Here is a 24,424-nt window from a genome sequence, read left to right on the forward strand (position 1 = left end):
CGCTGCAAATTTTATAACTCGGCTTAAGCTGCACAAGCTTTCCGGTAGGACAAAACTCGGACATCCATATATTGGTTGCCGATATAGCTTCTCAAAGCGGTGGACAAATAGCGGACAACCTGAATTCTTCAGGTTTTTTGATTAAATAAGGTTAAGTTTTTCTCAACAATCTGCAAAAAGGTGATGAAGAGGAACAAAGGAATTTAAGATGAGAACTAAAGACACATCATTATTTCGGACGAAGTATAACCTAATACCGATTTTCCATCGATTACGAAGTTTTAGATTTGGTTAAGAGAACAGATATAGTTTTCGAATGCGATTCCTTCTGGGATAGTGATCCGGTTCTTTAATCTCCTTTTGCTGCGTAGTACACTGTCTTTACTATTACCCAACATATCAGCTATCTGCTGGTTGCTAAGTTGAAGGCAAATTAAACTCGCTAAGCGTTCTTCTGCAGGGGTAATTTTGGGAATAACTTCTTTCAATCGGTAGTAAAATAGCGGATAGGCTTTGGTAAAGTCCTCTTTAAATTTAATCCATTCTTTGTCTGTGATCAATACGTAGTTACACAAACTCATTCCTAAGTCCGGAACACCGTTTTCATTAATTGCCTTTTGCATGTCCCTAATCAATTGTTCTTTTTCATGCATACTAACTGCGAAGGCGCTTATTTTGTCTTTTGCTTCTTTAATCTCCAGTTCCTTCACTATTCTATCGCGGTTCAAAAGCTCTTTTTCATATTTATTCTTAAGCCTTTGCCTGTTATAAAGCAGTCCGCTAATTACAGTTACCATGAGAATAGCAGCCAGAGTAAAATTCAATATGGTTTTCTTATGTTGCAGTTTCATCCCTGTATCTTCGAGGTTATCCTGTATATTGTCGAATTCAATTTTGGCCTTGAGCAGGCATAGTGTTTTTGCATTGACATCTGTAAGCCGCTCGTTGTTTATTTTGTGATAAAGTTCATTGTATTTATAAGCACTGTCTAACTCATTGAGCTTCTGGAAGCTTTTTTGAATGCCCTGTAGGGCCAATAGCTTCTGGTCTGTTAAATAAAAGCCATCTTTGCACGACCAGTAGTAAACGTTCTTCCACTTTTCGAGTGCTATTTTATAACTCCTGTGCTTAAAATATATCCCAGCCAAGATATTTTCGGCCATCGCCATATTATTGTAGGCCTTAAATTGTTTACTCACATTTAACTGAAACTCCACCATCGGGATGCCCTGTTGCTCCGACCCCTGCAGAATAAGGCAATGGCCGATGTTCCCTTTGGCTATGCCCATCCACAACATTTTATCGGGGTAGTGCCTAGAAACTTTCTGAATTAGGGTATCTATAATAAGTTGGTAATAATATTTTGCACTGTCATAACGCCCAAGCTTAAGGTAAGCTGCGCCAACAATATCAAGTTGAAAAACGTAGGTTCGTGGGTTCCATAGTTTTTTCTTCAACCTGGTAAAGGCCAGGCATTGCAAGCCATAGTTGATACTTTGTTTATAGCTATTACTTCTGTATAGGCCTATGCTTGCTCCAAAAAAGATATTATGTACATAATTGAAATGAGTAATACCTACTTTGCGCATCATTTCAATAGCCTTAATATTGTATAGTACATAATCTGGTGTACCTTTACCTGCGCTTGCATACAGGCCGTAAAGTTCAGCCATTAATTGATCGTCTTTAAGTTTATGTGCAATACCGATGCAGTTAAAAAGCCTTATGGAATCCTGCCCCGTAATTTTCACGCCATATTCTAGCTTGGCCAGAAAATCGTACATAAAAGCCCTGATTTCTAAACGGTTATCAGGATGCCGTTTAAGATATTGGTTTAAAGTATGCATCAACTCCTGGTGTTCGGGGAGAAATTCCGGCGATCTATGGGTTTTGAGCCAATCATAGCTGTCTTCTGCCCTGTGTGTCTGGCTGGTATCGTTTGTTTTCCAGGCATCGATATAGGTATTCACTATTGATTGGCCACGAACAGCATCGCACAAGACCATGATAAAGAGTGTTATTAAAAATAATAACCGTTGTAGTAGAGATGTTAACATTAGACGATGTCAGAACAAAAATGTTGACCAATTTATTCCGTAACAACAAAAATCTTCATCAATTTAATCCTTGACTTATTTTACATTCCTGGCTAGCAATGATTGGCCGCAATTAAACAATGCGAACCTGACTACAATTATTGCTACGTCCAGATCATAAACCAGAATCCATTTTAGTATTTTTACAAATACTAAACTTAAATTCTAATATTTGGTTACAGACAAATACGGTTCTATTTTAGAAAAACTTTAATTATCCTTTTTTTTACACAAAATAAGAATGAAATTTCAACTATTCAAATTATTTAGAGCGGACAAATAGCGGACAAACAAGTAACCTATATCTTAAAACCTAGTTATAAAAGAAAAAATAAAATTCCATAAAAGTCTATTAATGAATAACTAAGGTTTACAACCAAAAGAAAACAGCTCACTCATCATTAACTTTTCAAATTCAAAACACAATTCACATCTCAAATAATTAATGACAGTTAATAATCTAATACAAACTCTATATTTTGATCAAGAAAAAGTTTAGCTTAACTAAACAAAAAAAAAAAAAAAAAAAAAACGACATAAACGGTCCTTAGTATTATCTAGGGTTTAAAAGCTTACCTAATTAGATGCTGTATACACAAGATTTTAATTATTTGCCAAAAAAAACACTAATCATAAATTGAATCGATCGAAATCACTGATGCTTTCATCACCTCAATGGAATCATACCAAATGTCTTTATGGGTAAAATGACAGATACCACCAGTGATTTCAGTTATTACTGCCCCTAACAGTGTCGCGTGATACTTTTCAAAGACATCTCCATGATGATACTTTATAGAAAAAACTTTATGGCAATGTTGAAGCTGAACTTCCACTGCTGAACTAAGCTCTAAAAGTTTCGTGAATTTCTTTTTTTTCTTTCCGAACATTCCCCTTATCCGTAAAGAGTAGCTATTATTAACAATTTTATCTTTCAATATCTTCTGCTTAAATTCCTTTAGTTCAAACGATTTTATTGATATTTTAAACGTCCGGTTCAGCGTTACCCCATTGAATATGGATAAGCCCTCTTTGTCCCATACAAAAGTAATTGACAAGGTAGTAGCGGATGGCCTTAATGAAAAAACAGGCTCAATTGTTAGTTTTTTTTCATGCTCATTCAAACGCTTTAAAATTTCAGGAATAAGATCGTCTGTAATAGAATCTGCATAAACATTTATATAAGCACTCATATTTAAATTATTACAGGTTATCCAAGATAGATTCCAATAGTTGCATTTGTATCTTATAAAGACTCAATACATCAACAAGATGTGACTAAGATGATGGCTTGAAGCAACGGCATCCAATCTTCGAAAACTGTTAATATTTGTTTTTTATCGGGATAACATCATCCACGTCTGCGCAAATTTTGAAAGGATCCAAGGCTTAAGCAAGCTTTCGAGGCGGACAAAAAACGGACATTAAAAACAAAGCTGTCTACGAATGGACAAAGCAGTGCTAACCTCAGTCACTGGAGCCAGATGGCCAAATGCGCATGCCTAAAAACACTGCCAGATATAAGAGTATACCGTCTAACCACCATGTGCTTTACTTAATGAAAGAAGTCAACAGGATGTATTGCTATAAGTATTTACCCGAAGGATTCCTTTAAAGGCTGTAGGAGAGGTTATTATTAAGGGGTAATAGCTATGATTTTTTTAAGAGTGTTAATGATAAGATTTAAAAACATGATTTATATTTCCAAATTTTCTTAACTTTAACCTAAGAATTTGCAATCAAAAAATAGAGGTGAGTTTTAGCTGATTCAAAGCAGTCAAAAAAACACAAAATACTGATTAAAAGACATTTATAGCTATAGGTTCGACTCCCTTCGGCTCCACTGAAATCAGTATCAAAAATCACTGAAAAACATTAAAAGCCTGCAAATCGACCATTTGCAGGCTTTTGTTTTTTAGGCAATAGTGGCTTTTAAGACCAAATAACGCATGTAAGGCAGCTCATCAATTTACATGGTAATCGCTGTCTGCACTACGACTGCAAAACAAGGGAATTTATCCGTTTTTGACCCTTATCTCTTTCCTCCTTCCATCGGATGTTCTTTCAATAATTGTTCTGTTGTATAGAAATCTTTTTTCCCCTGGGTGGCTTTCCTCACGGCTTTAACTTTTTCCGGAGAAATAGCTGCCCCGTTATTTCCGAATGAGTTTCGAAGATAGGTTAGTACCGCCGCTACTTCTTGGTCTTTCAATAACTCGCCAAACGGCGTCATAGGAACCTGGCCGGTGTATTTTTTGCCATTTACTTCTATCGGTCCCATAAGGCCTTTCAGCACCAGTTTGATTAGCCTTTCGTCACTCCCGTTTACCCATTTACTGGCTGCAAGCGGTGGAAAACCGGAAGCTGTGAGCCCTTTACCGTCAGCCTGATGGCAGGTTTTACAATATCCTTCTTTATTGTAAATAATCCTCCCCTGGTTAAACAAGGCCAGTGTAGGGCCTTTAAGTTCTGTTTTTTCCTTTTTCTCATTTTCTTCTGCCAGATTTTTTCCATTTAAATGTGCCACAGCAGTTTTATAGGCAGGTACCATCCAACTATCCATAGGCAGTTTATTGGCCTCTGCTAAAACAGGAAGACCCTTTTCCTTACCGATCCATGAAGCCGCTACGATAGCCATCAATCTTACCCGGCTATTTTTATCCCTGGAGGCTTCCATCAATAAGTTGGCCTGGTCTGGCAGCTGGTGTCCGGTATACCGTACTACCTGCACTGCGGCAGCTCTTGCACGATAATCTTTCGCTTTTAATAGCTGTTTTAAAAGTCGCTGATCTACTTTGTTCATTCCCCAGCTCACCCAAAGGCCTTCAAGTAAATGATGTTCATAACGGATGTCGCTGGTATCCAGTTTCGCTATCCAGGTGGTGAGTTTAGCCAGTACCTGAGCAGCATTACGTCCCCTCAGTTCTCGGCGGGTACGGTAACGGGTTCGGTACTCGGGCAGTTTGAGGTTATCCAGGAGTTGTTCTATACTGGCACCAGCTATTTTAGCCGGTTTTACTAAAGGCCTTGAAGGATAAGTAATCCGGTAAATTCTTCCATGCGAATGATCGCGCAGGGGATCCCTAGCATTGTGCTGCATATGCCCAATAAGAATATTATGCCAATCGATCACGAATAATGAACCATCAGGTGCAAACTCCAAATCTACAGGACGGAAATTAGGATCATTGCTCACCAGCAAATCCTGACGGAAACGGCTTTTATAACCTGTGCCGTCATCTTCCAGGGTGTGTTCTTTCGTCCCCAGGAAACCAATGGTATTGTTGATCAGGAAGTCTCCCTGGATTTGATCAGGAAAATGGCGGCTGGATACAATTTCAATACCTGATGTTGGCCGTACCAGATGCGCCTGTTCGATCAGTTGTTTTGATTTGTGTGTGGCCTGCCCATATCTTGGTAATATTGTTCCGGGGAGCATCCAGCGAAAATCAGGGCTGGATGTTTCTGCAAAAAAAGGCTGTCCCCAATCATCGAATGTAATACCCCATGGATTTGGAATGGCCATTTGCGCCGTGCGCTCGAGTTTCCGGCGTATAGGATCGTATCTGTAAAAGCCGCCGTTGGTTGCATAAACAGGTCCATAAGAAGTTTCTACATTGGTACGGAGGAACACACCTTCGCCCGAATAAATGGCCCCTGAAGGATCTGTTGTGAAGGCATGACTGCTGTGGTGCGAGTCGTGGTCATCAAAACCGCTTAACAAAATTTCTTTCTTATCGGCTTTATCATCGCCATCGGTATCGGTCAATAAGATTAGATTAGGCCCCTGTGCTACATATACGCCTTCTGCGGCAATCTCAAAACCGAGCGGTAAATGGAGCCCGTCTGCGAAAACAATTTGTTTATCTGCCTTTCCATCCTGGTTGGTATCTTCAAGAATAATGATCTTGTCGTTGGGCTTAGCATCTCCTACTTTATATTGCGGATAGCTGGGCATAACCGCAACCCACAGCCGTCCTTTATTATCGAAGGATAACTGTACAGGTTTGGCCAGGAAATTAAACTCCGTTTCTGAAGCAAATAATTCCACCTTGTATCCCGGTGGTACCTTCAGGCTGTTAACAGCCTCTTGCCCGATGAGATATTTAAGGTTACCGTTTTTTTTGCTGGGTGTATAGTTGGTTTTAACCTCAGGCAAAATGCTGGTGTGTTTATCAGCCGCTTCCAGGTCCATTTTCTCCCCTTTAGCCGCCAGCCAGATCGCCGTGTCCCTAACTGCTGTCATCTCCCGGATTTTCTTTATTTCAGCAGGAAAATTGTCTGGTCCATAGGGTTTATACCTGCGGCCATAAACGTGTACTCCATTTGGAATTTTGAAATCGTTCAGCCACATCCAGTTCTTTTCCATCACGGCATCGTGCACCAGCTTTCTGTTGTTTTCTGCAGAGGAAGAACTTTCTCCAAAAATCTGGTCGGCCAACAATTTCCCAAGTTTTTTATAACCTTCTTCATTAAGCTGGGAACCATCGATGGTTAAAGGCGCCGCAGTATCCTGATACCATTTTAATGAAGGGTTGAATACATCTACAAAGCGTACCTGATTTTGCGAAGCAATCTCTTTCATTGCAATCGCATACAGCTGGATATTTTCATTTTCCTTTCGACCATCCGGCAGATCGTAGCTGCTTTTGCGGCTAAGGTCTTCAAAAGCGATAGGCGAAACAATCACAAGCTGTGGCGCTGAAGTACCATTGTATTTTTGCTTCAGGGTCCATTTAATAAAAGCATCAAGTTCTGCTTTATAGTTATCAAGTCCGGCTTTTCCAGCGAAAGATTCATTAAAGCCAAAAAAGGAAATAATCACATCTGTTTTGAGCCTGCTGAGCCATTGATCGGGTGTCTCAAAAAAACCTTCACCCGGGTCCTCCATCTCTAATGTTCCTCCGGCATCTTTGCTTTTTACCAGGTTTGCCCTTTCGATCTGAAACTTTTCTGCACCCGGGAAAGCCCATGGAGAATTCCTGCCGGCATGCGGCCGGAAACCAGGCGTTTCACCTTCGTCGCACATGTTGCGGATGAATAATTCATGCGCTGGAAAACGAAGCTGCAGTTCTGTTTCAAAATTATCATAATTGATCATCCTCGCCCCCAAATTGTTGCCGATGATTGCAATACGTGTGCCCTTAGCAATGGACAGTGGCGTATCTTTATATTTAAAGGCATTCATAATTACCGCTGCAGGTACAATTACGAACAGGCATAATATGCTAATCTTTATTAGTCTCATGATCGCTGACAGGTTTATTTAGCTACACGGTAAGGTACCTGGATATCCATCTTACCCTTCCATTTCTTTGGTACTTTCAGGCCCAGTTCGTCGTGAATGGCATTGATCACAAGCCGCTGAAAAGATTCTATCCTGAAATCCTCAGGATGGCCAAGTGTGGTCATAAAAATCTTTCCACCGAAAGAATTGGTACCCGTCCAGGCAACAGGATTGTCAACCGCTGTTCCCTGCGGATTTACGGCTTTGCCCATTAGCAATGAAGTAGAGCCTTTTAGCGGATAGTCTGGCACAACATGGTACAACCAGGAACGAACATGAAAATCTTTTGCAACGCCAGTGAGTATAGGATTACCAGACGCTGTAGGAATGATGCTCACATCGGTGCTGCTATTGTGCCCATAGTGGGTATGTTTGGCTTTTCCGCCCCAACCCGGAGGAGCGTTCAATGCAAATTCTCCGAAGGCATTCCATTTTTCGCTAACATGCCCTTTGGGAAAATTGAACGCATGTGTAGTCGTGCGGAAGCCCATCACTGGTTTTCCTGACTTCAGATAGGATTCAATATGGGCAAGCTGTTCAGCAGGGAGTCTTCGCCAACGCAAATAGAACACAACCAGGTCTGCATCTTTTAATACTTCCAGCCCTGGAATATTTTCTTCACTGTTGTGGTCTGGAGATGATTTGAGTACAATAGTCCTCATGCCATAGTTTTTTTCCAGTTCTGCTGCAATAATGGGAAGGGTTTCTTCACCGCTATATTCATGGTCTCCACACACAAAAACAACAAGCGGCTTTTTAGTCTTTTGAGAAGATGGTGTAGAGAATAATATGGTACTCAGGGTTAACAATAAACCCACACAAAAAGTATTCATCTTTATAAGAATTTAGTGATTATCATATAAATGCGTTTCGATTATATATACTATTTAATTCTGGTTGCTGACCTGCAAGTACTGACAATACATTCCTTACGGTAAGCAGGCACATCTGCTTGTATGTAGATGCAGTAAGACTGGCAGCGTGTGGCGTAACAAGTGCATTTGGGTGTTGTACAACGGCCAGGCTCTGCAAGGGTGGTTCATCTGGCAATACATCTGCAGCAAAACCAGCAATAGTCCCGGCGTTCAAAGCGTCAAGAAGTGCTGCATGATCTATCAGTGCCCCCCTTGCCGTATTGATCAGAAATGCCTTTGGTTTCATTAATGCCAGTTGGGATGCGCCGATGATCTCATTGGTTTCATTGCTTAAAGGCAGGTGAAGGCTTACTACATCCGATTGCTGTAATACTTCGTCCAAAGGCAGGTCCTGTACCGACCTACTCCAGCACAACACTTTCATGCCAAAGGCATCTCCCAGTTTGGCTACCCGTTTTCCGATATTCCCCAATCCCAGTATGCCAAGGGTTTTGCCATTCAGCTCATCACCAGCATATTGATTGCGCCAGTTCCAGTTATTCTGTTTAACATGATTTACTGACCTGTGCATATCGCGCATTAACATCAACATTAAAGCGAGCGTATGCTCTGCAATGGTGGCCGCATTACTACCCGGGGCATTGATCACCCTGATCTTTCTGGCGCTTGCTTCGTCCACATCCACATTGTCCAGGCCAACACCACATCTGGCTGCTACTTCTAAATGCGGACAGGCGTCCATCAAGGTCTTATCTATGTGTTTTTTTCCCCTCGTAATAATCGCATGTACTTCCACATTGTTCAGCGTATCTTTTAATCCGGCTTCATCATATCCTGTGAATACATTCACATTTTCCTGCAAGAGGGCTAATGCTTCTTCTGCGATAGTTTCCAATAGCAATACGTTTTTCCTCATGGCTTGTTATGGTATAAGGTCGCGTCGTCAGATTTGAATCCTCTGAAATCATTCCTTTTTGAAATATACAAGCCTTCTTCATACAGTTCATCTTTAAAGATACGGTCATCCACATCGGCTCCTGGTATAGAAGAAATTTCTACCAGGTTACCAGCAGGATCACGCACAAACATCTGCATGGCACCATCGGGTAACTTTCTTACTTTTCCCCAGGGATTTATATCAATAGCGTTCAGTTCTTTCATGCGAAAAAAGATGCTGCTGAAATCGTCTACCTGTACACAGATATGCCCGCGAAATGAAGTTCGGTCTTCCCATTCCGAAATATGCAACTGCTGTTCATCGTTAAATTTGAAAAACATCACCGGATAATCGAACCGAAAAGCGGCGAGTGGTTCAAGACCGAGTTCCTTTGTGTAAAATTCGCCTGCTTTTTCCAGGTTATCTACTATGAGTGTAACATGGTTAATTTTTAATGCTTTTGCCATACGTAATGATCTAAACCGATTGCTTAAACTGTTTCACAAAATCCCAATTAGGGGTCAGGCCTAATCCAGGGGCGGTGGGTGCGCTGATCTCACCATTTACAACAGCGATCTGTTCGTTCACCAGATCGTACATCATAGGGTTTCCACCCAGGGAGAACTCAATAATGGTTGCGGAAGCCGAAGCAAATGCAACGGTTAGCCCTGCCATAAAAGAAAAGGCAGAACCCCAGCAATGGGGCGCCAGCTCCACCTGATGCACGCTGGCCAGATGGCTTACGCGCATGGCCTCCGAAATGCCCCCAATAATGGCTGCATCTGGTTGTACCACATCTATCGCCCTTATCTGTAAGAGATCATGGATATCAAAACTGGTAAACTCACTTTCACCTGCAGCGATGGGTATATCGGTAGCAGCTCTTACCTCTGCTGTCCCTTTCCGGTTATCAGGACTGATGGGCTCTTCAAACCAATACACATTACAGTCTTCCACACCTCTGCAAAATTGCTTTGCTTCAGGCACACTGAAGGTTCCATGTGCATCTACCATCAATTTGATATCCGGCCCTAGTGCAGCCCTTGCAGCCTTTACCCTGTTTATACTTTTCTGCACGGTATCATCCATCACCCCAACACGCATCTTCACCCCTTTAAATCCCTTATTCACGTAGCCCATCAGCTGTTCGCCTATATTTTGCTCATCCGCCCAGCCTCCACTCGCATAAGCGGGCATTTTCGTTCTGCAGGCGCCACCCAGGAGATCGGCTACAGGGACATTCAGCATTTTCCCCTTCAGGTCCCATAATGCGGTATCAATGCCGCTCATTGCGGATATGGTAAGTCCCCTCCTGCCAAGGATTGGAAATTTTCTTCCCCTTGATAAGGCGTAATGGTCTCTTGTCCCGTTGTACATTTCTTCCCAAAGGCGGGTGATATTTTTCACAGATTTGCCAAGCAACATGGGCTTCAGCTCATTTTCAATACAATTTACAATGGAAGCGCATATTCCGCATGAGCCTACTGCGGCTTTAGCTTCACCAAATCCCTGTAATCCTGAATCTGTGGTGATGACTACAAGGGTCATGTCAAAGCTGGTGAGCAATCCATAGTCTGAAACATGTTGTTTTGCTTCAGGAATTGGACAACGCAACCAAAATGCTTCTACATTCGTTATTTTCATTAGGATATCTTTTATCGGTTATTAATCTCTCGTAGGCCTATTTTTCACTCGTATTTATTTGATCCTTGTGTTTAGATAAGCTTTGATAAAGTATGATAGGATGCTTTGGTAAGCATGGTATAAAATGCATCTGTAACAGAAGAACTGCCATGATCTATCAGGAACTTTTCCTGTTCAGGGCTAAGATTTTCAGGTTTTTCATCAATTGAGCCAGGGTAAGGATTTGCGGGTGTACGATCTAACGGCGAACAGAACTCTACAGAAAGTGCACCCTTATAATTTACTTCATGCAAGGTGTCAACAATCTTTTGCCAGTCGAGATTTCCCATGCCGGGGGCCATTCTGTTATTATCGGCTACATGAAAACCTACCAATCTATCTTTTGCCATTTTAATCGCTTCAAACATATCCCTTTCTTCGATATTCATATGAAAGGTATCAAGGCAAACGCCACAATTTGGGCCAACTTCTGCCGCCAGGGCCAGTGCCTGCTCTGCACGGTTAATGAAATAGGTTTCAAATCTGTTAATAGGCTCTATGCCCAAGGAGATGCCAGCAGATTCGCTGTACTCATATATTTCCTTCATCGAATTCACTGCCCAGGCCCATTCTTCTTCAGGCCGTCCATCTGGCACAATCTTTCCTACTGTACCCGGAACCACTGAAACCATATAGCCGTCAAGCTCTTTCACCATATTCACTACATCTTTTACATACTGCACAGAAGCTGCACGTTGCGCCTCATTACGTGCCAGCAGGTTACGCTCCCCTAACATCAACGTTACTGAACCCCAACAGGATAGCCCATGTTCTTTCATTAATTTTTGCAGGTCTTTGGTGTTGTACTGATCCGGGGTCCCCGCGATTTCAAGTCGGGTATATCCGATAGCAGAAACTCTTCTTACTGTTGTTTCTATAGTTTCAGCACGCATCCAATTGTGTATCGCGAGTTCCATAACGAGTGATATAAAATTTGGTCAGGTTTATTACAGGCCATGCTTAGTAAAGCCTACATAACAAACATATCCAGATTTGGGTTGAAATAAAAATACTTCATTTGCTAATTTGTGATACTATATTTACCTTAATTCAAAATTTCCGCTCTCAAAACTAATTAATGGTACTAAAATACAGCATATGAAAGCTTCTTACCGACACATATCTACACCTGAGGATGCCAGTTTTGCCATTAAGGAATACCGTCAGCCACGCTTCACCAATACTTTTCATTTTCATCACGGATATGAAATTATTCTGATTGTGAAAAGTTCAGGGCATGTGTATGTGGGTAACAAAGTGATGAACTATAACGAAGGAGAGATTTTTATGTTCGGACAGGGACTGGTGCATTGTTTTTCCAATGATAAATTACCTAAGGATACACCTGAAGAAGTGCATGCCATAATCGTGCAATTTACTGCAGATTTTATGGGAAAGGATTTCTTTGAACGACTGGAGCTAAGAAAGATAAAAGAGTTGTTAGAACAATCGGCTTATGGTATCAAATTCAGTAACGGGGCACCTTCTCTTAACGCACTGTTCTTCCAATTCCAACCCGACCAGCAAATGCGGAACCTGATTCTGTTGCTTCAGGTACTGGAAGAATTATGTCTGCGCAGTAGCGAAGAAGCTTTATTGCTCACTGACGATGTCAGAAAAATAAGGTACAAGGAAAGTGATTCGAACAAACTCGCTTCCATTTTCAACTATGTATTTGAGCACCATCACCATCATATTGATATCAGTTCGGCGGCTTCCATGGCCTGTATGAGCAAAGCAGCTTTTTGCCGTTACTTTAAAAGAAGCACCCACAAAACCTTCTCGCAGTTTGTAAATGAGATCAGAATCAGCCATGCCGCCAAGTTATTGATGGGGAAAGAATATAACATAACAGATATATGTTACGCCTGTGGCTTTGATAATGTTTCTTATTTTAACAGGCAATTTAAAATTCATCAGGGTATATCGCCCAGCGCATACCGGAAAGTATTTATGGAAAGAAACGCCAACAATCCTTTTTTACGACTTACCCATTGAATTGCGATTACTATTTACTTGAACCAGATGTTTATTATAATATGAGGGAACATCTTGCTTATTACATTCCCCGCATTTGCAATTAAAACAAACCGATAATGTTATTTGTTGATTTCATAAAAGACTGAAGGATAAGCGATTGGTTAATATTAAAAATAACCAATTTGCCAACGGAAGGTTAAAAATGATGGTGATATGGTCATAAGAAAGGCTTCGGTAAAAGATCAGGTCCATGTTTCAGGAGTATTGACGCTGGCATTCAGCACCGACCCGATGGCCAGGTGGTCGCTCCCTGATTCTGCAAAATATTTGGAAGTTTTCGCTTCAATCACGATGGCTTTCGGAGGAAAGGCATTGAGCAGGGAACGGCTTATGTAGCCGATGGTTTCACAGGCGCCGCGCTATGGTTGCCACCGGGTGTTGAATCCGATCAAGAAACCTTATCCAGGTTGTTCGATGAGCACACTGACGACAGGATAAAAGAAGATATGTCCAGCATTATTGAACAAATGGAAAAATTTCACCCGACTGAACCGCACTGGTACTTACCAATGATAGGTGTCGATCCCGCACATCAGGGTGCAGGTACAGGCGCTGCATTGATGACTGAAGCACTCAGGAATGTCGACAGTAGTGGATTAATTGCCTATCTTGAATCTTCCAATCCCAGAAATATTCCACTATACCAGCGTCATGGTTTCGAAGTTATCGGAGAAATTCAATCTGGCAGTTCCCCTGTTTTACGGCCCATGTTGAGAAAAGCGAGATGAGTCAATGCCAGTAATTTGTCTCATACGGCCAGTGAAAAGGGTCGGTGAATAGTTATTTATTCTTATTATCAACGCTGGATAGTTACCTGTACTTTTTCCGTCATTTTGATGCTGATCACCAGGTCTATTTGCCTCACCCCTGATCATGCATCCCATGATATATTTCTTTGTAAGCGCTGCAGTTGTTACATAAAATACTTTTCAGTGGGTTATTTTCTATCAGTCATAAAGCATATATCCGATAAGTCACCATCAATTACAGGTAGCAACAGGTAAAAATACGGCGTTTGCGAAATGTACTTACTACACCATAATCCGATGCAAAGGCAGAATTCATGTGGTATAGCTTTTGTAATTTATAGTTACACGCTAAAACAAAGACTTATGACACAGAAAGAATTCAGCGAGACCATCAGCTTTCATGCATCTTCCCTCAGATCGCATGCGCTTAATTTCACCAGGGATCCCGAAGATGCGAACGACCTGCTACAGGAAACCCTGCTCAAGGCGACACGTTTTGTCTCTAAGTTTGAAGACGGTACGAACATCAAAGGATGGCTTTTCGTGATTATGAAGAACACCTTCATCAACAATTACAAAAAAAGCCTAAAAAACCGCGACCGCACCGTTCAGGAAGAAGAGATTACTTCGGCCAATCTTTATTATAGCGCGACCACAAATGGTTCGGTTGGCAGTTTTGCCATGCAGGATATCAATCTGGCCTTATCCATGCTGCCCGAAAAATATGCTGCGCCATTTATCCGCTACTTTGAAGGTTACAAGTACCATGAAATTGCAGATGAGATGCAACTGCCATTGGGAACTGTTAAAACCTATATCCATGAGGCCCGGATACTGCTTAAAAAATACCTCAAACAATACCAGTCATAAACCAAAAAACTGGAAAGTAGCCGATACAACTTCTTTCCAGTTTTTTATACACCTGGTCAAAATAACAAGTTCCAATTACCTTGAGCCAGTGCGGAAAATACGCGTTTTATAAATAATAATACCTAAATATAATCCATTAGATCTTTTCAATAAAATATCTAATCTCTTCGGCCTGGTGAACAGCAATACATCAGTTAAGGATACCCTTGCTATAGGCAAACCGCATGAGTACAGCTGTATTTTTAGCACCAGTTTTATCGATCAGACTCTGACGGTGCCCCTCCACAGTCCTTCGGGAAATAAAAAGTTTATCTGCCATTTCCGAATTGGTCAGCCCCTGCCCGATCAGTTGAAGAATTTCAATTTCCCTTGAAGAAAATTCTGATCCTTGTATGTCAAGAGATGCCGGAAGTGATTTTTCGATCATCTTATCGAGCAAATTAATCGAAAGGCATGAGCAGATATAGCGCTCACCTGTAAAAATCTTCCAGATTGCAAAAAACAGTTCTTTTGAAGTGACGGATTTTGTAAGGAAGCCCATTGCACCTGCACCCATTGCCTGGTAAAGATGTGATTCATCATCAAGCATGGAAATAATTAAAACAGGAATGTTCAAACCCTTATCCTTAAGAACCTTAACCATGGTTATACCATCCATTACAGGCATTCCGATGTCGGAGACAATCACATCTGCCTGGCAGCCCTGATCAAGGGCATCAATTACCTCCTGACCATTTCCTGCGGTAAAAACAATCTGGTATTCGTTGGTTGATTCCAGAAGCATTTTAAGTCCGTCCCTGATGACTTTGTGATCTTCGGCTAAAATTATTTTTTTCATTATGAATTGACGCAATCGGGACAAAGCTGCGCTGGATTGTCGGAATAGTCATATGCTAAACAACACGCTACATTCCATAAAGTTTTAGATCGCGCCATTCAATTTCCAGAAATTTATAAGTCTTTACGATTTGAGCTCCCCATTAAGCGAATAAAATAGTTAAGCAGTGGATAACTTAAGACAATATTCCTGAAACCAGGAGATGCCATTGGGTAAAGGACAGGCCAATGGCGCTTCCACCATTTACCACCAGATTCCTGGCCTGATCGAGCAGTCCCAAACCTTCCGTGTTGGGTACCTCATTACGCCCATGTACCTCGGCGCTCAGCACATTGCCACTGCGGAAAACAATAAAGGTAGAAGTTGCCCGGTCAGAAAAAAAGTGGGCAGTTTTATTTTCTTCAAGACCAGGAACCCTGCTGGGCCTTGCCACGAAAAGCGTAAAATCAATATCCAGATTGGCATCGGTATACTGTTCCATGTGTTCGATACAAACCCAGTCATAACCAATGCCTACCGATGTTCCCAAACCGGGGATATCGATACGGATGTAATCTTTTTCCCGGGCCGCTCTATCGAGTTCATTTCCGAAACTGTCGATCAGTTTAAAACGGCTCGCTTCAATAGTGGAGATATGGTGCCATTCGTTGATATCAAGGAGGCGGTCAACAGCTTTCTGGTAGGCCGCAATAGCCTCCATTGGAGAAGGAAATATCTTTTCTTCTTCAGCGTCACTCTGCTGACCAATCTGCTGGGTGGGTATAAGGTCATCCTTCTTCATGGGTACTGTTTTAGTAAAAATACCATTAACAGCACAATTGTTTTCCGTTTTGATGAATAAGGTAAAAACAGGTAACTAACATCTTATGTAATAAATACCTGTTAACAAAAGGCCAACTACCTGTTTACGCGATTCTTCAAACTATTCTATTGTCCCTCAGGTTGATACCTATATAAAAGATAACTTAACATTAGCAAATATGGCAACTTCAACAAAAGCAGCAAGCCCTCAAACTGGCGGCAAAACTGCAACAAAAAAAACCACTGGCAATACCACAGGTAAAATTGAACCTGGTGAATTCCACGAATTCTTTATTGACGAGTTAAAGGATATTTATTGGGCTGAAAAACACCTGGTAAAAGCGTTACCTAAAATGAAAAAGGCTGCCACCAGCCCAGAATTGGCTGCAGCCTTTGAAAAACATACCCAGGAAACCCAAACCCACATTGACACATTGGAACAGGTATTCGGATTACTGGATGAGAAACCGGCAGCAAAAAAATGTGATGCCATGGCAGGCTTACTTGAAGAAGCAAACGGCATCATCGAGGATACTGATGCGGGCACAATGATCCGTGACGCAGGCCTGATCCTTGCCGCACAGAAAGTAGAACACTATGAAATTGCTACCTACGGAACCTTAAAAGTATTCGCTGAAAACATGGATCGTTCAGATGTAGCTGAACTTTTAGGACAAACCTTAGAGAATGAGAAAGCAACAGACGTAGCGCTCACCGAAATTGCGGTAAGTGCAGTAAACGCTGAGGCAGCGGCTGAGTAAAAATTTAAGATCAAGGCTCAAAGGAGCCTTGATCATATCTGTATTTTAACTAGGCAATATTCTCCAAATATTTCACAACTTCTTCCTTTTTCCTACTCGAAACCAATACCTGCTCATTATTTTGCATCAGCAGGTAACCCTCCCGGTAAAACTTTTTAACGTATTTGAAATTTACCATATAAGATTGATGACATCTTAAAAACCCGAATGGCGTAAGTAAATTTTCGTATTCCTTTAAGCCTTTAGAAACAAGAATCTCTTTCCCATCAATTAAATGGAAAGTGGTATATCCTTTATCACTCTTACAAACCACTATATCGTCTATCGCAATAATTTCGATGTATTCAAAAGTTTTTAGCGCAATGCGTCTGGTTGCACCTAATCCTTGCGCAAGGTAATGGGCTTTAGCGATGGCCAATTGCTGTTGACTAAACCGTTCCTGTTCCTGATGATGATAACATTTATTAATAACTGCGCTTAAAGAAATTTCATCTATTGGTTTCAACAGGTAACCAAAAGCACCTAAATTCAAGGCCTGAATGGCATACTGATCATAAGCCGTTAGAAAAACAACCTGAAAGTCCTTCATTCCAATTTCATCGAAAAGCTGAAAGCTGTCGCCATCTTTCAGCCGGATATCTGCAAGAATAATATCGGGTACCAGGCTGGGGATTTCCACCAAAGCCGTCGATACCCTATCGGTGAAACCTACAATTTCAAGATAACTGATTTTCTTTACAATCTGCAAAATATGCTGCATAATTCGCACTTCATCTTCAAGGATATATAACTTCATCTTATCGTGTTCTATTCTTCAATTAAAGGTATCGTGATTTCGGCAATTACGCCCTGCCCTTCTATTTTATCATTAACCGTAAATTCAGCACGTTCACCACGTGATGAAAAAAGCAATGCCAAACGCTCTCTCAGGATAATCTGGGCCAGGGATTGCTTATTTTGTTTTTCTGTATGATGATTCACAATTCCGCTGCCGTTGTCATCTACCTTAATCAATAACATCCTGTTAACCTTACTAAATGAGATCTTTAACATGCCTTTATGGCTGATCAGTCTTAAACCGTGTTCTATGGCGTTTTCGACAAAAGGTTGTATCAGCATTGGCGGGATAAGTACCCGTTGAGGGTTTAAATCTTCATCTACAATTATCTGGTAATCAAATTCACCTTCATACCGCATTTGCTGAAGCCGGATATAGTTGGTCAAGGTATTTAATTCTTCACCAAGCTCAATAAAATCCTTTCGGTTTTGTTCTAAAACGCCACGCAGTAAACTCGAAAATGAATTGAGATAACAAACCGGTTCATCCACATGACCTGAGGTGATTAAACTCTGCAGGTTGGCAATTGCATTGAATATAAAATGTGGATTTAACTGGGTTTGCAATAACTTTTGTTCGATGTTTAACCTTTGGTTCTCAGATTGCAGCAATCTGTTTTTCTCTTTTAAACGTTGTTGACGGTAAATAAAATAAAAGAATAGAAAAATAGCCAGAAAAACCAAGGTAAGTAAAACAAGTGTCCAACGCTGCTGCTTTATAGCGGCCTCATTTGACTTGTTAAGCTCATTCAGTTTCTGAATGCTTTGATCCTTTTTCTCTGTTTCGTATTTCTCCTGCAGATCAGCAATTTTAACTGCTTCAATCGCCTGATAATTCCTGAGTTCTATAGTATAAGCAGAATCTGCGGCCTCCATAGCACGTACAAAATCTCCCTTGTGTTGATAAGCCTCTTTAAGCCCCTGGTAATATCGTCCGTTTTGTTTCTTAAACTGATTCTTCTTTTCGCGTTCAATACCTTCCAGATAATATTTGATAGCCGAATCGGCCTGCTTATTCCGGATAAAAGCCGTCGCCAAATTGTTGTAAGCGATGTCGTTCAGGTTGTTGTGTTTTTTGAGGTAATTGAAATATAACCTACTAAATTCCACCGCTTTTTCATTCTGATGCTGTCTGGCATAAATCTGAGATTCGTTATTGTAAGAACGGGCTATAGCAAGACTGTCGCCAACTTTAACAGCCAGTTCGTGAGCCTTACCATTATAAAATTTCATCTTTTGATCGTCATTTAGTCTGGCTGCCAGCAGAAAACAAATATCATAATACCGTTGTTGAACAACCGCATGCGTTTTGTATGGATGATTTTCATAATAGAGCACCGAGTATTTGAGCGATTCTTTCTCATTGTTATTTTGAAAATATGCCTTGGCCAGCAAATCGTAAAAACGGTAAGTGACAGGGCTGTGAACCCGTTCCGCAATCTTCATGGCAGAAATTATTTTCTCCATTACGCTTGATTCGACGAGTAATCCATCTCCGAAACTCAGACTTAGGATGCTATAAGTTTTCAAAAGTTCTACCGCATCATCAGGCGTTTTGCCTTTCATCTGCTTAAATTCAAGCAGGGCACTGTCTGGTCTCCTTTCCAGCAGATATTTTCTTGCTTTAAAATAGTGAAGATAGGAACTAACAGGATCGTGTTTAGCTTTAATGAGATTGTTCTCCTGATAAACTGCGCTTTTGAAGGCCTCGTTAGATAAGGTATCCAAGGCCAAGATCGCAGCCAAAGAATCCTTCGCTACACTTGCCCCCTGGCTGCTCTGATGCTGTAATTTAGCCCTTCCCTCTTTATTTTTGCACGCACTGCATACCAGGATCCCACAAAACAGAAGATGAACATATATGGTTAATCTACTCCTCATTAATCAAATTATTTTATTTACTATCCGCTAATTCTAATCGATCTGATACCTTAAAAGTTTTCTGAACTGATAAAACACCCTTTCAATCAACCTTAAATCATGTGTTACGATTTCTGCTTTACCTTTTAGCTCCTTGTCAAAAATCAAACTTTCATGATGGGAAGTTTTCAATCCTTTAGGGAGCATAACATCTACATAATAATTTCCTTCGGCATCAGGGGTCAAAGATATGTTTTGCACCCTTCCTTCTACAATACCATATTCCTGAAAAGGATAATTTTCTAATTTGATCAGCACTTTGGCTCCTGGATGGATCTTCCCTGAATTAGTGGCTGAAACCAACATCTTCCCGATCAGCTTTTTGTTATTGTCGGGCAAAATAGATAAAATCGCATCCCCCTTTTTCACAAACTGATTTTCTCCCCAAAACTGCTGAAAACTGGCCATGCCGTCTGTTGAAGAAACAAGGAGATAATCCTGTTCCCATTGTTTTAATGACTTTCTTAATTGTTCAAACAGTTGCAGCGTTTGAGAAGCAAAACCGATTTTGTCTTTTTCGGTGTTTATGATAGCACTACTCTTTGTTTTATTAAAATTTGAGATACCTTCTTCTGCCTGAGATATGGAAATATTGATATTTTCCAAACCTTGTTGCGCCTGTAAAAATTTAATTCTTTCGTTCTCGAATTCTATGGCCGAAATAACCTTCAGACCGAAGAGTTTTTGTGCGCGCTGATAATTTTTTGTCGTGAGCTCGAGCCTTGCCCGTTCCAAATCTTTTTGTTGCTTTAACGATATAATTCTTCCTCTGTATTCGACTATATTTTGGTCAGCAGCGATATGCTCGGGCGTGTACGGGCGGAGTTTTGTAAACAATTTTTCATCCTGAAATGCTTTTGCAAAAGCATTGTAGTCGCCTTGTAATTCTCCTAAATTAAAACCTGAGGTTTTTTGAAGCGGAAATGAAAATAGTCGGGCTGATGATGTAGCATCCACAATTTTCTTTAATTCAAGCATGTTTTTATAATCGGCTGTAGATTGTAAAACCATTAATACCTCATTTTTGCGCACCTTCTGGTGATCTTTGATGAATATTTTTTCAACTTTAGAATCCGTTCTTGCCTGAAGCCGCTCTGGTGGATGGTGTGAGGTTACAATAATGGTAGCGGGTACAAATTCAGGATATCTGATCACATAACTCATCATCAAGATCATCAAAATTGCGCAAAATACGATCACATTTCCCCAACGGACCATCCAGTGAGGAGGTTCAGCCAATACGTCCTGAACACTTTCTGAGCGCAGTTCTATATCGTCTAGCAGGTCTTTTTTAGTTTCCAAGTTCCAGTTGATTTTTGATTAATCGGTAATACTCCCCCCTTTTAGAGACCAGTTCGTTATGATTGCCTTCTTCCACGACCATTCCTTTATCCAATACGATAATTTTATCGGCATGTTTTACGGTAGATAATCTGTGCGCAATAACAATTGCGGTCTTTCCTTTGAAAAACTGCTCCAGGTTTTCGATGATGATTTTCTCGTTATTGGCATCTAATGCACTTGTAGCCTCATCAAAAAAGATGTAGTCTGGTGATTTATAAACTGCCCTTGCAATAAAAAGCCGTTGTTTTTGACCTCCGCTTACACCTAAACCTTCATTACCAATTTTGGTATTGTAGCTCAAGGGTAAACTTTCTATAAACTCCTTAATATTCGCAATATTAATGGCCCTGCGTAGTTTTTCTTTATCGATAACATCCTCACCAATACCAATGTTATTGGCAATGGTATCATCAAACACATAACTTTCCTGCATCACAACACCACAATGGTGACGCCAAAACCTGGGCGAAATGTTTTTCATGCTGGTATTTCCTATTTTAATCTCACCTGAACTTGGTTCATAAAACTTGGTCAATAATTTTAGCAGCGTCGTTTTTCCACTCCCACTAGCACCAACAATTGCGGTTGTTTTTTGGAATGGAATAGTGAGGTTTAGATTTTGGAATACAAAGGATTCTGAACCGGTATACCTGAAAGAGAGGTTACTTAACTCAATATTTTGTTCGGGTATTTCTGTAGCATATTGCTCAGTGGTATGCTCCTCATCTTCCTTGTCATGAATCTCTCCCAAGCGTTCCAACGATATTCTGGCATCCTGGGCCTGCCTGATGAAATCAATCAATTGCAGCAATGGCGCATTGAGCTGACCAATAATATATTGTACAGAAAGCATCATCCCCAGGGTCAGGTTTCCACTTAATACCAGTTTTGCAGCCAGAAAGCTGACCAAAATATCTTTGATCTGGTTGATAAAACCACCGCCAACAGATTGCCATTGTTCTAAAGAAAGCGATTTTATCTGCACTTTGAATAATTTGACCTGTAGAAATTCCCAATCCCATCTTTTTTGCTTCTCTGCATTGTGCAGTTTTATTTCCTGCATACCATTGATGAGTTCGATGACCTTACTTTGTTCGCGTGCAGTTTGAGAGAACTTTTTATAGTCTAATTCCTTTCTCTTTTTAAGGAAAAAGCTGATCCAGCCGACATATAAAATTGCACCAATTAAGTACACGATAAACAAGCGGTAATCGTAAATCAACAGAACAACACTGAAAATGACAAGGTTGACCATCGAGAACAGGGTGTTGAGCGATGAATTGGTTAGCAATTGCTCTATCCTGTGGTGATCGTTAATTCTTTGCATAATATCACCTGTCATCCGGGTATCGAAAAAGCTGATGGGTAACTTCATGAGCTTAATGAAAAAATCTGAGATGATGGAGATATTGATGCGTGCAGAGAGATGTAACATGATCCAGCTCCTGATAATTTCTATACCCATTTTACCCAGAAAAAGCATAAGCTGGGCAAGTAAGACCAGGTATATAAAATTAATATCCTGATTCTGGATGCCTACATCAACAATACTTTGGGTTAAAAAAGGAAAAATCAGCGACAATATACTTCCTGCCAATAAACCAATAATGAGCTGGAGAATCAGTGACTTATACTTGAGCAGATATTTGGATAAAAAAGAAAAACTTGCTTTCTTTTCTTCGGCATCAAATTCACTTTTATAAAATGCTGGGGTAGTCTCCAAAATAAGCGCAATGCCTTCCTCGGTACGTTCATCCGCATTTTCACCGATCCAGCTTTTTATAAATTCGGCCCTGCTATATTTAATTAAGCCGTAACTGGGATCTGATACATAAACGTTTTGTGCGCTGTCGATTTTGTAAACCACTACATAGTGGTTTTTATTCCAGTGCACCATGCAGGGCAAAGGCGCTTCTGCAAGCAGCGTATTAAAATCTATTTTAACACCCAGGGTCCTAAAGCCCAAATTTTCGGCAGCATTACTGAGACCAAACAAACCACTTCCTTCTCTGGTTGTCTCCGAAAGCGTTCTAATCTGCTGTAAAGGGATGCTTTTCTTATAGAATTTAGCAATAATCCGCAGGCAAGTAGGACCGCAATCTTTACTGTCGGGTTGTTTATAAAATGGGAACGACTTCATATTAAATAGACCAGGCATTTTCAAATTCCTGAGTTAATTTCTCTTGATCAATGGCCATTCCGGCGGCAGAAACGGCCACTCCGGCATCGCTTAAAGTTCGGTAGCCTGTTTCATCATCCCACCTGGATAAATATGGATTATACCTGCATTCGGTGGCATGGTACCATTTTTCATCGCCCTTAAGCGGAACCCGACTATCCACGCACATGTATCTAAACTCACAGTCTTTGCACACCAGCATATCATTTTTATTGATATGCCCCAGTTCCCGAAATTCGGGCGAGGATATGATTGCTAAAAATTGTGCTTTGCTAAGGGAGGCTATATGTCCGTAACTTATTGTATTGTTTAAACCATTTTTAATATGGCCAGCAGCATCGATGTAGATCTTTCCAAAATAATAAGAATGGTAATTGTAAGCCTCAAAAAAATGCTCACTATTTATATCGAGTTTATCAAAGGTTAGCCTGCTGCTATAATCAGCAAAGCTTTCCTCAAAAAAATTGTAATATATATTGTCGATCAACTTGGTTTTCTCCCCTAGCTCTGTGTTGAAAAAGTTGACTGAAAAAATCAGCGGATAAAACCTGAAAGCTTCGCAATATTCCTCGAAAACCTCAGCGTTAAAATTTTCGATGTAAAGGTAAATGCCGTCAATTTCGAGTGTGGCAATTTTTTTAAACAGCCTGAACAGATCTGCGCTTAATTCAGTTGCGATGATGGAAATATTCATTAAATATTCTCCGCCCAAAAAATCCAGGAAACTTTCATCGATATTGGCATGAATAATCAGGTTGCTGAACTGATTGGGTGTATATAGATTCCTGTCGAGGGGAATAAACCTTTTCCGCTGATGAGGGTCAGAAAGTTCAAATATAATTTCCTCCTGCATTAAAAAACTGATCAGCTCCTGTCTTTCTCCGGCATCCTTAATTTTAGAAAACTGAATAAAGTTGTTGGTATCCAAAATGGCATGATACTCGTTTGGGATAAAAAAATAATCTTTTCTGAGCAGATCGTAAATTATCGCCCTATTGTAACCACTAACAGGAATACACAATTGGTTTCTTAAAAATAATTTGTTCATAGCGGCGATTTGTAGAAAAGATCCAATTGTAAGTTGGTGGTATTGAATAATTTTGAGCACCTGGTTTTAATCAGGTATTTAGGTTTCTCCTTTTTCAGTAGAGATTTCAGGTGTACAGGTGCATTACCGTTCTGAATTTCAAATTTTATCTTTTCCATG

At 40.6% G+C, this 24,424-nt stretch carries 21 protein-coding genes; 5 read left to right on the top strand and 16 right to left on the bottom strand.

Going from position 1 to position 24,424, the window contains the following annotated elements; translation table 11 throughout:
* Window positions 1-281 precede the first annotated feature (281 nt).
* The 8 genes from AC07YT_RS13900 to AC07YT_RS13935 form a co-directional block, all read right to left on the bottom strand.
* Complete coding sequence (locus tag AC07YT_RS13900) at window positions 282-2,006, bottom strand: helix-turn-helix transcriptional regulator (RefSeq protein ID WP_494945368.1); 1,725 nt, start codon at window positions 2,004-2,006, stop codon at window positions 282-284.
* 716 nt (window positions 2,007-2,722) lie between these two features.
* On the bottom strand, window positions 2,723-3,289 hold the full coding sequence (locus AC07YT_RS13905) for a hypothetical protein (RefSeq protein WP_086546934.1): 567 nt from the start codon (window positions 3,287-3,289) through the stop codon (window positions 2,723-2,725).
* Between the two features lie 839 nt (window positions 3,290-4,128).
* Window positions 4,129-7,344, bottom strand: coding sequence for a PVC-type heme-binding CxxCH protein (locus tag AC07YT_RS13910; RefSeq protein WP_086546935.1), 3,216 nt, complete (start codon window positions 7,342-7,344; stop codon window positions 4,129-4,131).
* Between the two features lie 14 nt (window positions 7,345-7,358).
* Window positions 7,359-8,216: a ThuA domain-containing protein gene (locus tag AC07YT_RS13915; RefSeq protein ID WP_086546936.1), complete on the bottom strand. Its 858-nt coding sequence runs from the start codon at window positions 8,214-8,216 to the stop codon at window positions 7,359-7,361.
* A 22-nt stretch (window positions 8,217-8,238) separates the two neighbouring features.
* Window positions 8,239-9,174 (bottom strand): 2-hydroxyacid dehydrogenase, encoded by a 936-nt coding sequence (locus AC07YT_RS13920; protein ID WP_086546937.1) that lies wholly within the window; start codon window positions 9,172-9,174, stop codon window positions 8,239-8,241.
* Window positions 9,171-9,662 carry a VOC family protein gene (locus AC07YT_RS13925; protein WP_086546938.1) on the bottom strand — a complete coding sequence of 164 codons (492 nt, stop codon included), beginning with the start codon at window positions 9,660-9,662 and terminating at the stop codon, window positions 9,171-9,173. Before AC07YT_RS13925 ends, AC07YT_RS13920 begins: the two co-directional genes overlap by 4 nt.
* Before the next feature lie 10 nt (window positions 9,663-9,672).
* Window positions 9,673-10,839, bottom strand: coding sequence for a mandelate racemase/muconate lactonizing enzyme family protein (locus AC07YT_RS13930; RefSeq protein WP_086546939.1), 1,167 nt, complete (start codon window positions 10,837-10,839; stop codon window positions 9,673-9,675).
* Window positions 10,840-10,910: 71 nt separating this feature from the next.
* A complete protein-coding gene (locus AC07YT_RS13935; RefSeq protein ID WP_086546940.1) occupies window positions 10,911-11,795 on the bottom strand; it encodes a sugar phosphate isomerase/epimerase family protein in 885 nt (294 codons plus the stop codon).
* Window positions 11,796-11,976: 181 nt separating this feature from the next.
* Here AC07YT_RS13935 and AC07YT_RS13940 point away from each other — a divergent pair, with 181 nt between their 5' ends.
* The 4 genes from AC07YT_RS13940 to AC07YT_RS13955 all read left to right on the top strand — a co-directional run bounded on the left by AC07YT_RS13940 (window position 11,977) and on the right by AC07YT_RS13955 (window position 14,537).
* Window positions 11,977-12,876, top strand: a complete 900-nt coding sequence (locus AC07YT_RS13940) for an AraC family transcriptional regulator (protein WP_086546941.1) — start codon at window positions 11,977-11,979, stop codon at window positions 12,874-12,876.
* Window positions 12,877-13,071: 195 nt separating this feature from the next.
* Window positions 13,072-13,254 (top strand): hypothetical protein, encoded by a 183-nt coding sequence (locus AC07YT_RS13945; RefSeq protein ID WP_494945369.1) that lies wholly within the window; start codon window positions 13,072-13,074, stop codon window positions 13,252-13,254.
* A 173-nt stretch (window positions 13,255-13,427) separates the two neighbouring features.
* Entirely contained in the window at window positions 13,428-13,646 is a 219-nt protein-coding gene (locus AC07YT_RS13950) for a GNAT family N-acetyltransferase (RefSeq protein WP_494945370.1), read from the top strand.
* Between the two features lie 384 nt (window positions 13,647-14,030).
* A complete protein-coding gene (locus AC07YT_RS13955) occupies window positions 14,031-14,537 on the top strand; it encodes an RNA polymerase sigma factor (RefSeq protein ID WP_086546942.1) in 507 nt (168 codons plus the stop codon).
* Between the two features lie 190 nt (window positions 14,538-14,727).
* Here the strand turns inward: AC07YT_RS13955 and AC07YT_RS13960 are convergent, their stop codons facing one another.
* Window positions 14,728-15,375: a response regulator transcription factor gene (locus AC07YT_RS13960; protein ID WP_086546943.1), complete on the bottom strand. Its 648-nt coding sequence runs from the start codon at window positions 15,373-15,375 to the stop codon at window positions 14,728-14,730.
* Between the two features lie 175 nt (window positions 15,376-15,550).
* Window positions 15,551-16,156 carry a hypothetical protein gene (locus AC07YT_RS13965; protein ID WP_086546944.1) on the bottom strand — a complete coding sequence of 202 codons (606 nt, stop codon included), beginning with the start codon at window positions 16,154-16,156 and terminating at the stop codon, window positions 15,551-15,553.
* 199 nt (window positions 16,157-16,355) lie between these two features.
* Here AC07YT_RS13965 and AC07YT_RS13970 point away from each other — a divergent pair, with 199 nt between their 5' ends.
* Window positions 16,356-16,937 carry a YciE/YciF ferroxidase family protein gene (locus tag AC07YT_RS13970; RefSeq protein WP_086546945.1) on the top strand — a complete coding sequence of 194 codons (582 nt, stop codon included), beginning with the start codon at window positions 16,356-16,358 and terminating at the stop codon, window positions 16,935-16,937.
* Between the two features lie 49 nt (window positions 16,938-16,986).
* Here AC07YT_RS13970 and AC07YT_RS13975 read toward each other — a convergent pair whose 3' ends face one another.
* Genes AC07YT_RS13975 through AC07YT_RS14000 form a run of 6 tightly spaced genes read right to left on the bottom strand, consistent with a single transcriptional unit; the run spans window position 16,987 to window position 24,423 of the window.
* On the bottom strand, window positions 16,987-17,733 hold the full coding sequence (locus tag AC07YT_RS13975; RefSeq protein WP_086546946.1) for a LytR/AlgR family response regulator transcription factor: 747 nt from the start codon (window positions 17,731-17,733) through the stop codon (window positions 16,987-16,989).
* Window positions 17,734-17,744: 11 nt separating this feature from the next.
* Window positions 17,745-19,655 carry a tetratricopeptide repeat-containing sensor histidine kinase gene (locus tag AC07YT_RS13980; protein WP_086546947.1) on the bottom strand — a complete coding sequence of 637 codons (1,911 nt, stop codon included), beginning with the start codon at window positions 19,653-19,655 and terminating at the stop codon, window positions 17,745-17,747.
* Between the two features lie 33 nt (window positions 19,656-19,688).
* Window positions 19,689-20,996, bottom strand: coding sequence for an HlyD family secretion protein (locus AC07YT_RS13985; RefSeq protein ID WP_086546948.1), 1,308 nt, complete (start codon window positions 20,994-20,996; stop codon window positions 19,689-19,691).
* Entirely contained in the window at window positions 20,986-23,178 is a 2,193-nt protein-coding gene (locus tag AC07YT_RS13990; protein ID WP_086546949.1) for a peptidase domain-containing ABC transporter, read from the bottom strand. The genes AC07YT_RS13985 and AC07YT_RS13990 overlap by 11 nt, the downstream gene beginning before the upstream one ends.
* 1 nt (window position 23,179) lies before the next feature.
* Window positions 23,180-24,265 (bottom strand): hypothetical protein, encoded by a 1,086-nt coding sequence (locus AC07YT_RS13995; RefSeq protein ID WP_086546950.1) that lies wholly within the window; start codon window positions 24,263-24,265, stop codon window positions 23,180-23,182.
* Window positions 24,262-24,423, bottom strand: a complete 162-nt coding sequence (locus AC07YT_RS14000; protein ID WP_494945371.1) for a hypothetical protein — start codon at window positions 24,421-24,423, stop codon at window positions 24,262-24,264. Before AC07YT_RS14000 ends, AC07YT_RS13995 begins: the two co-directional genes overlap by 4 nt.
* Window position 24,424 lies beyond the last annotated feature (1 nt).

The organism is Pedobacter sp. GW460-11-11-14-TSB4 (assembly GCF_059423705.1).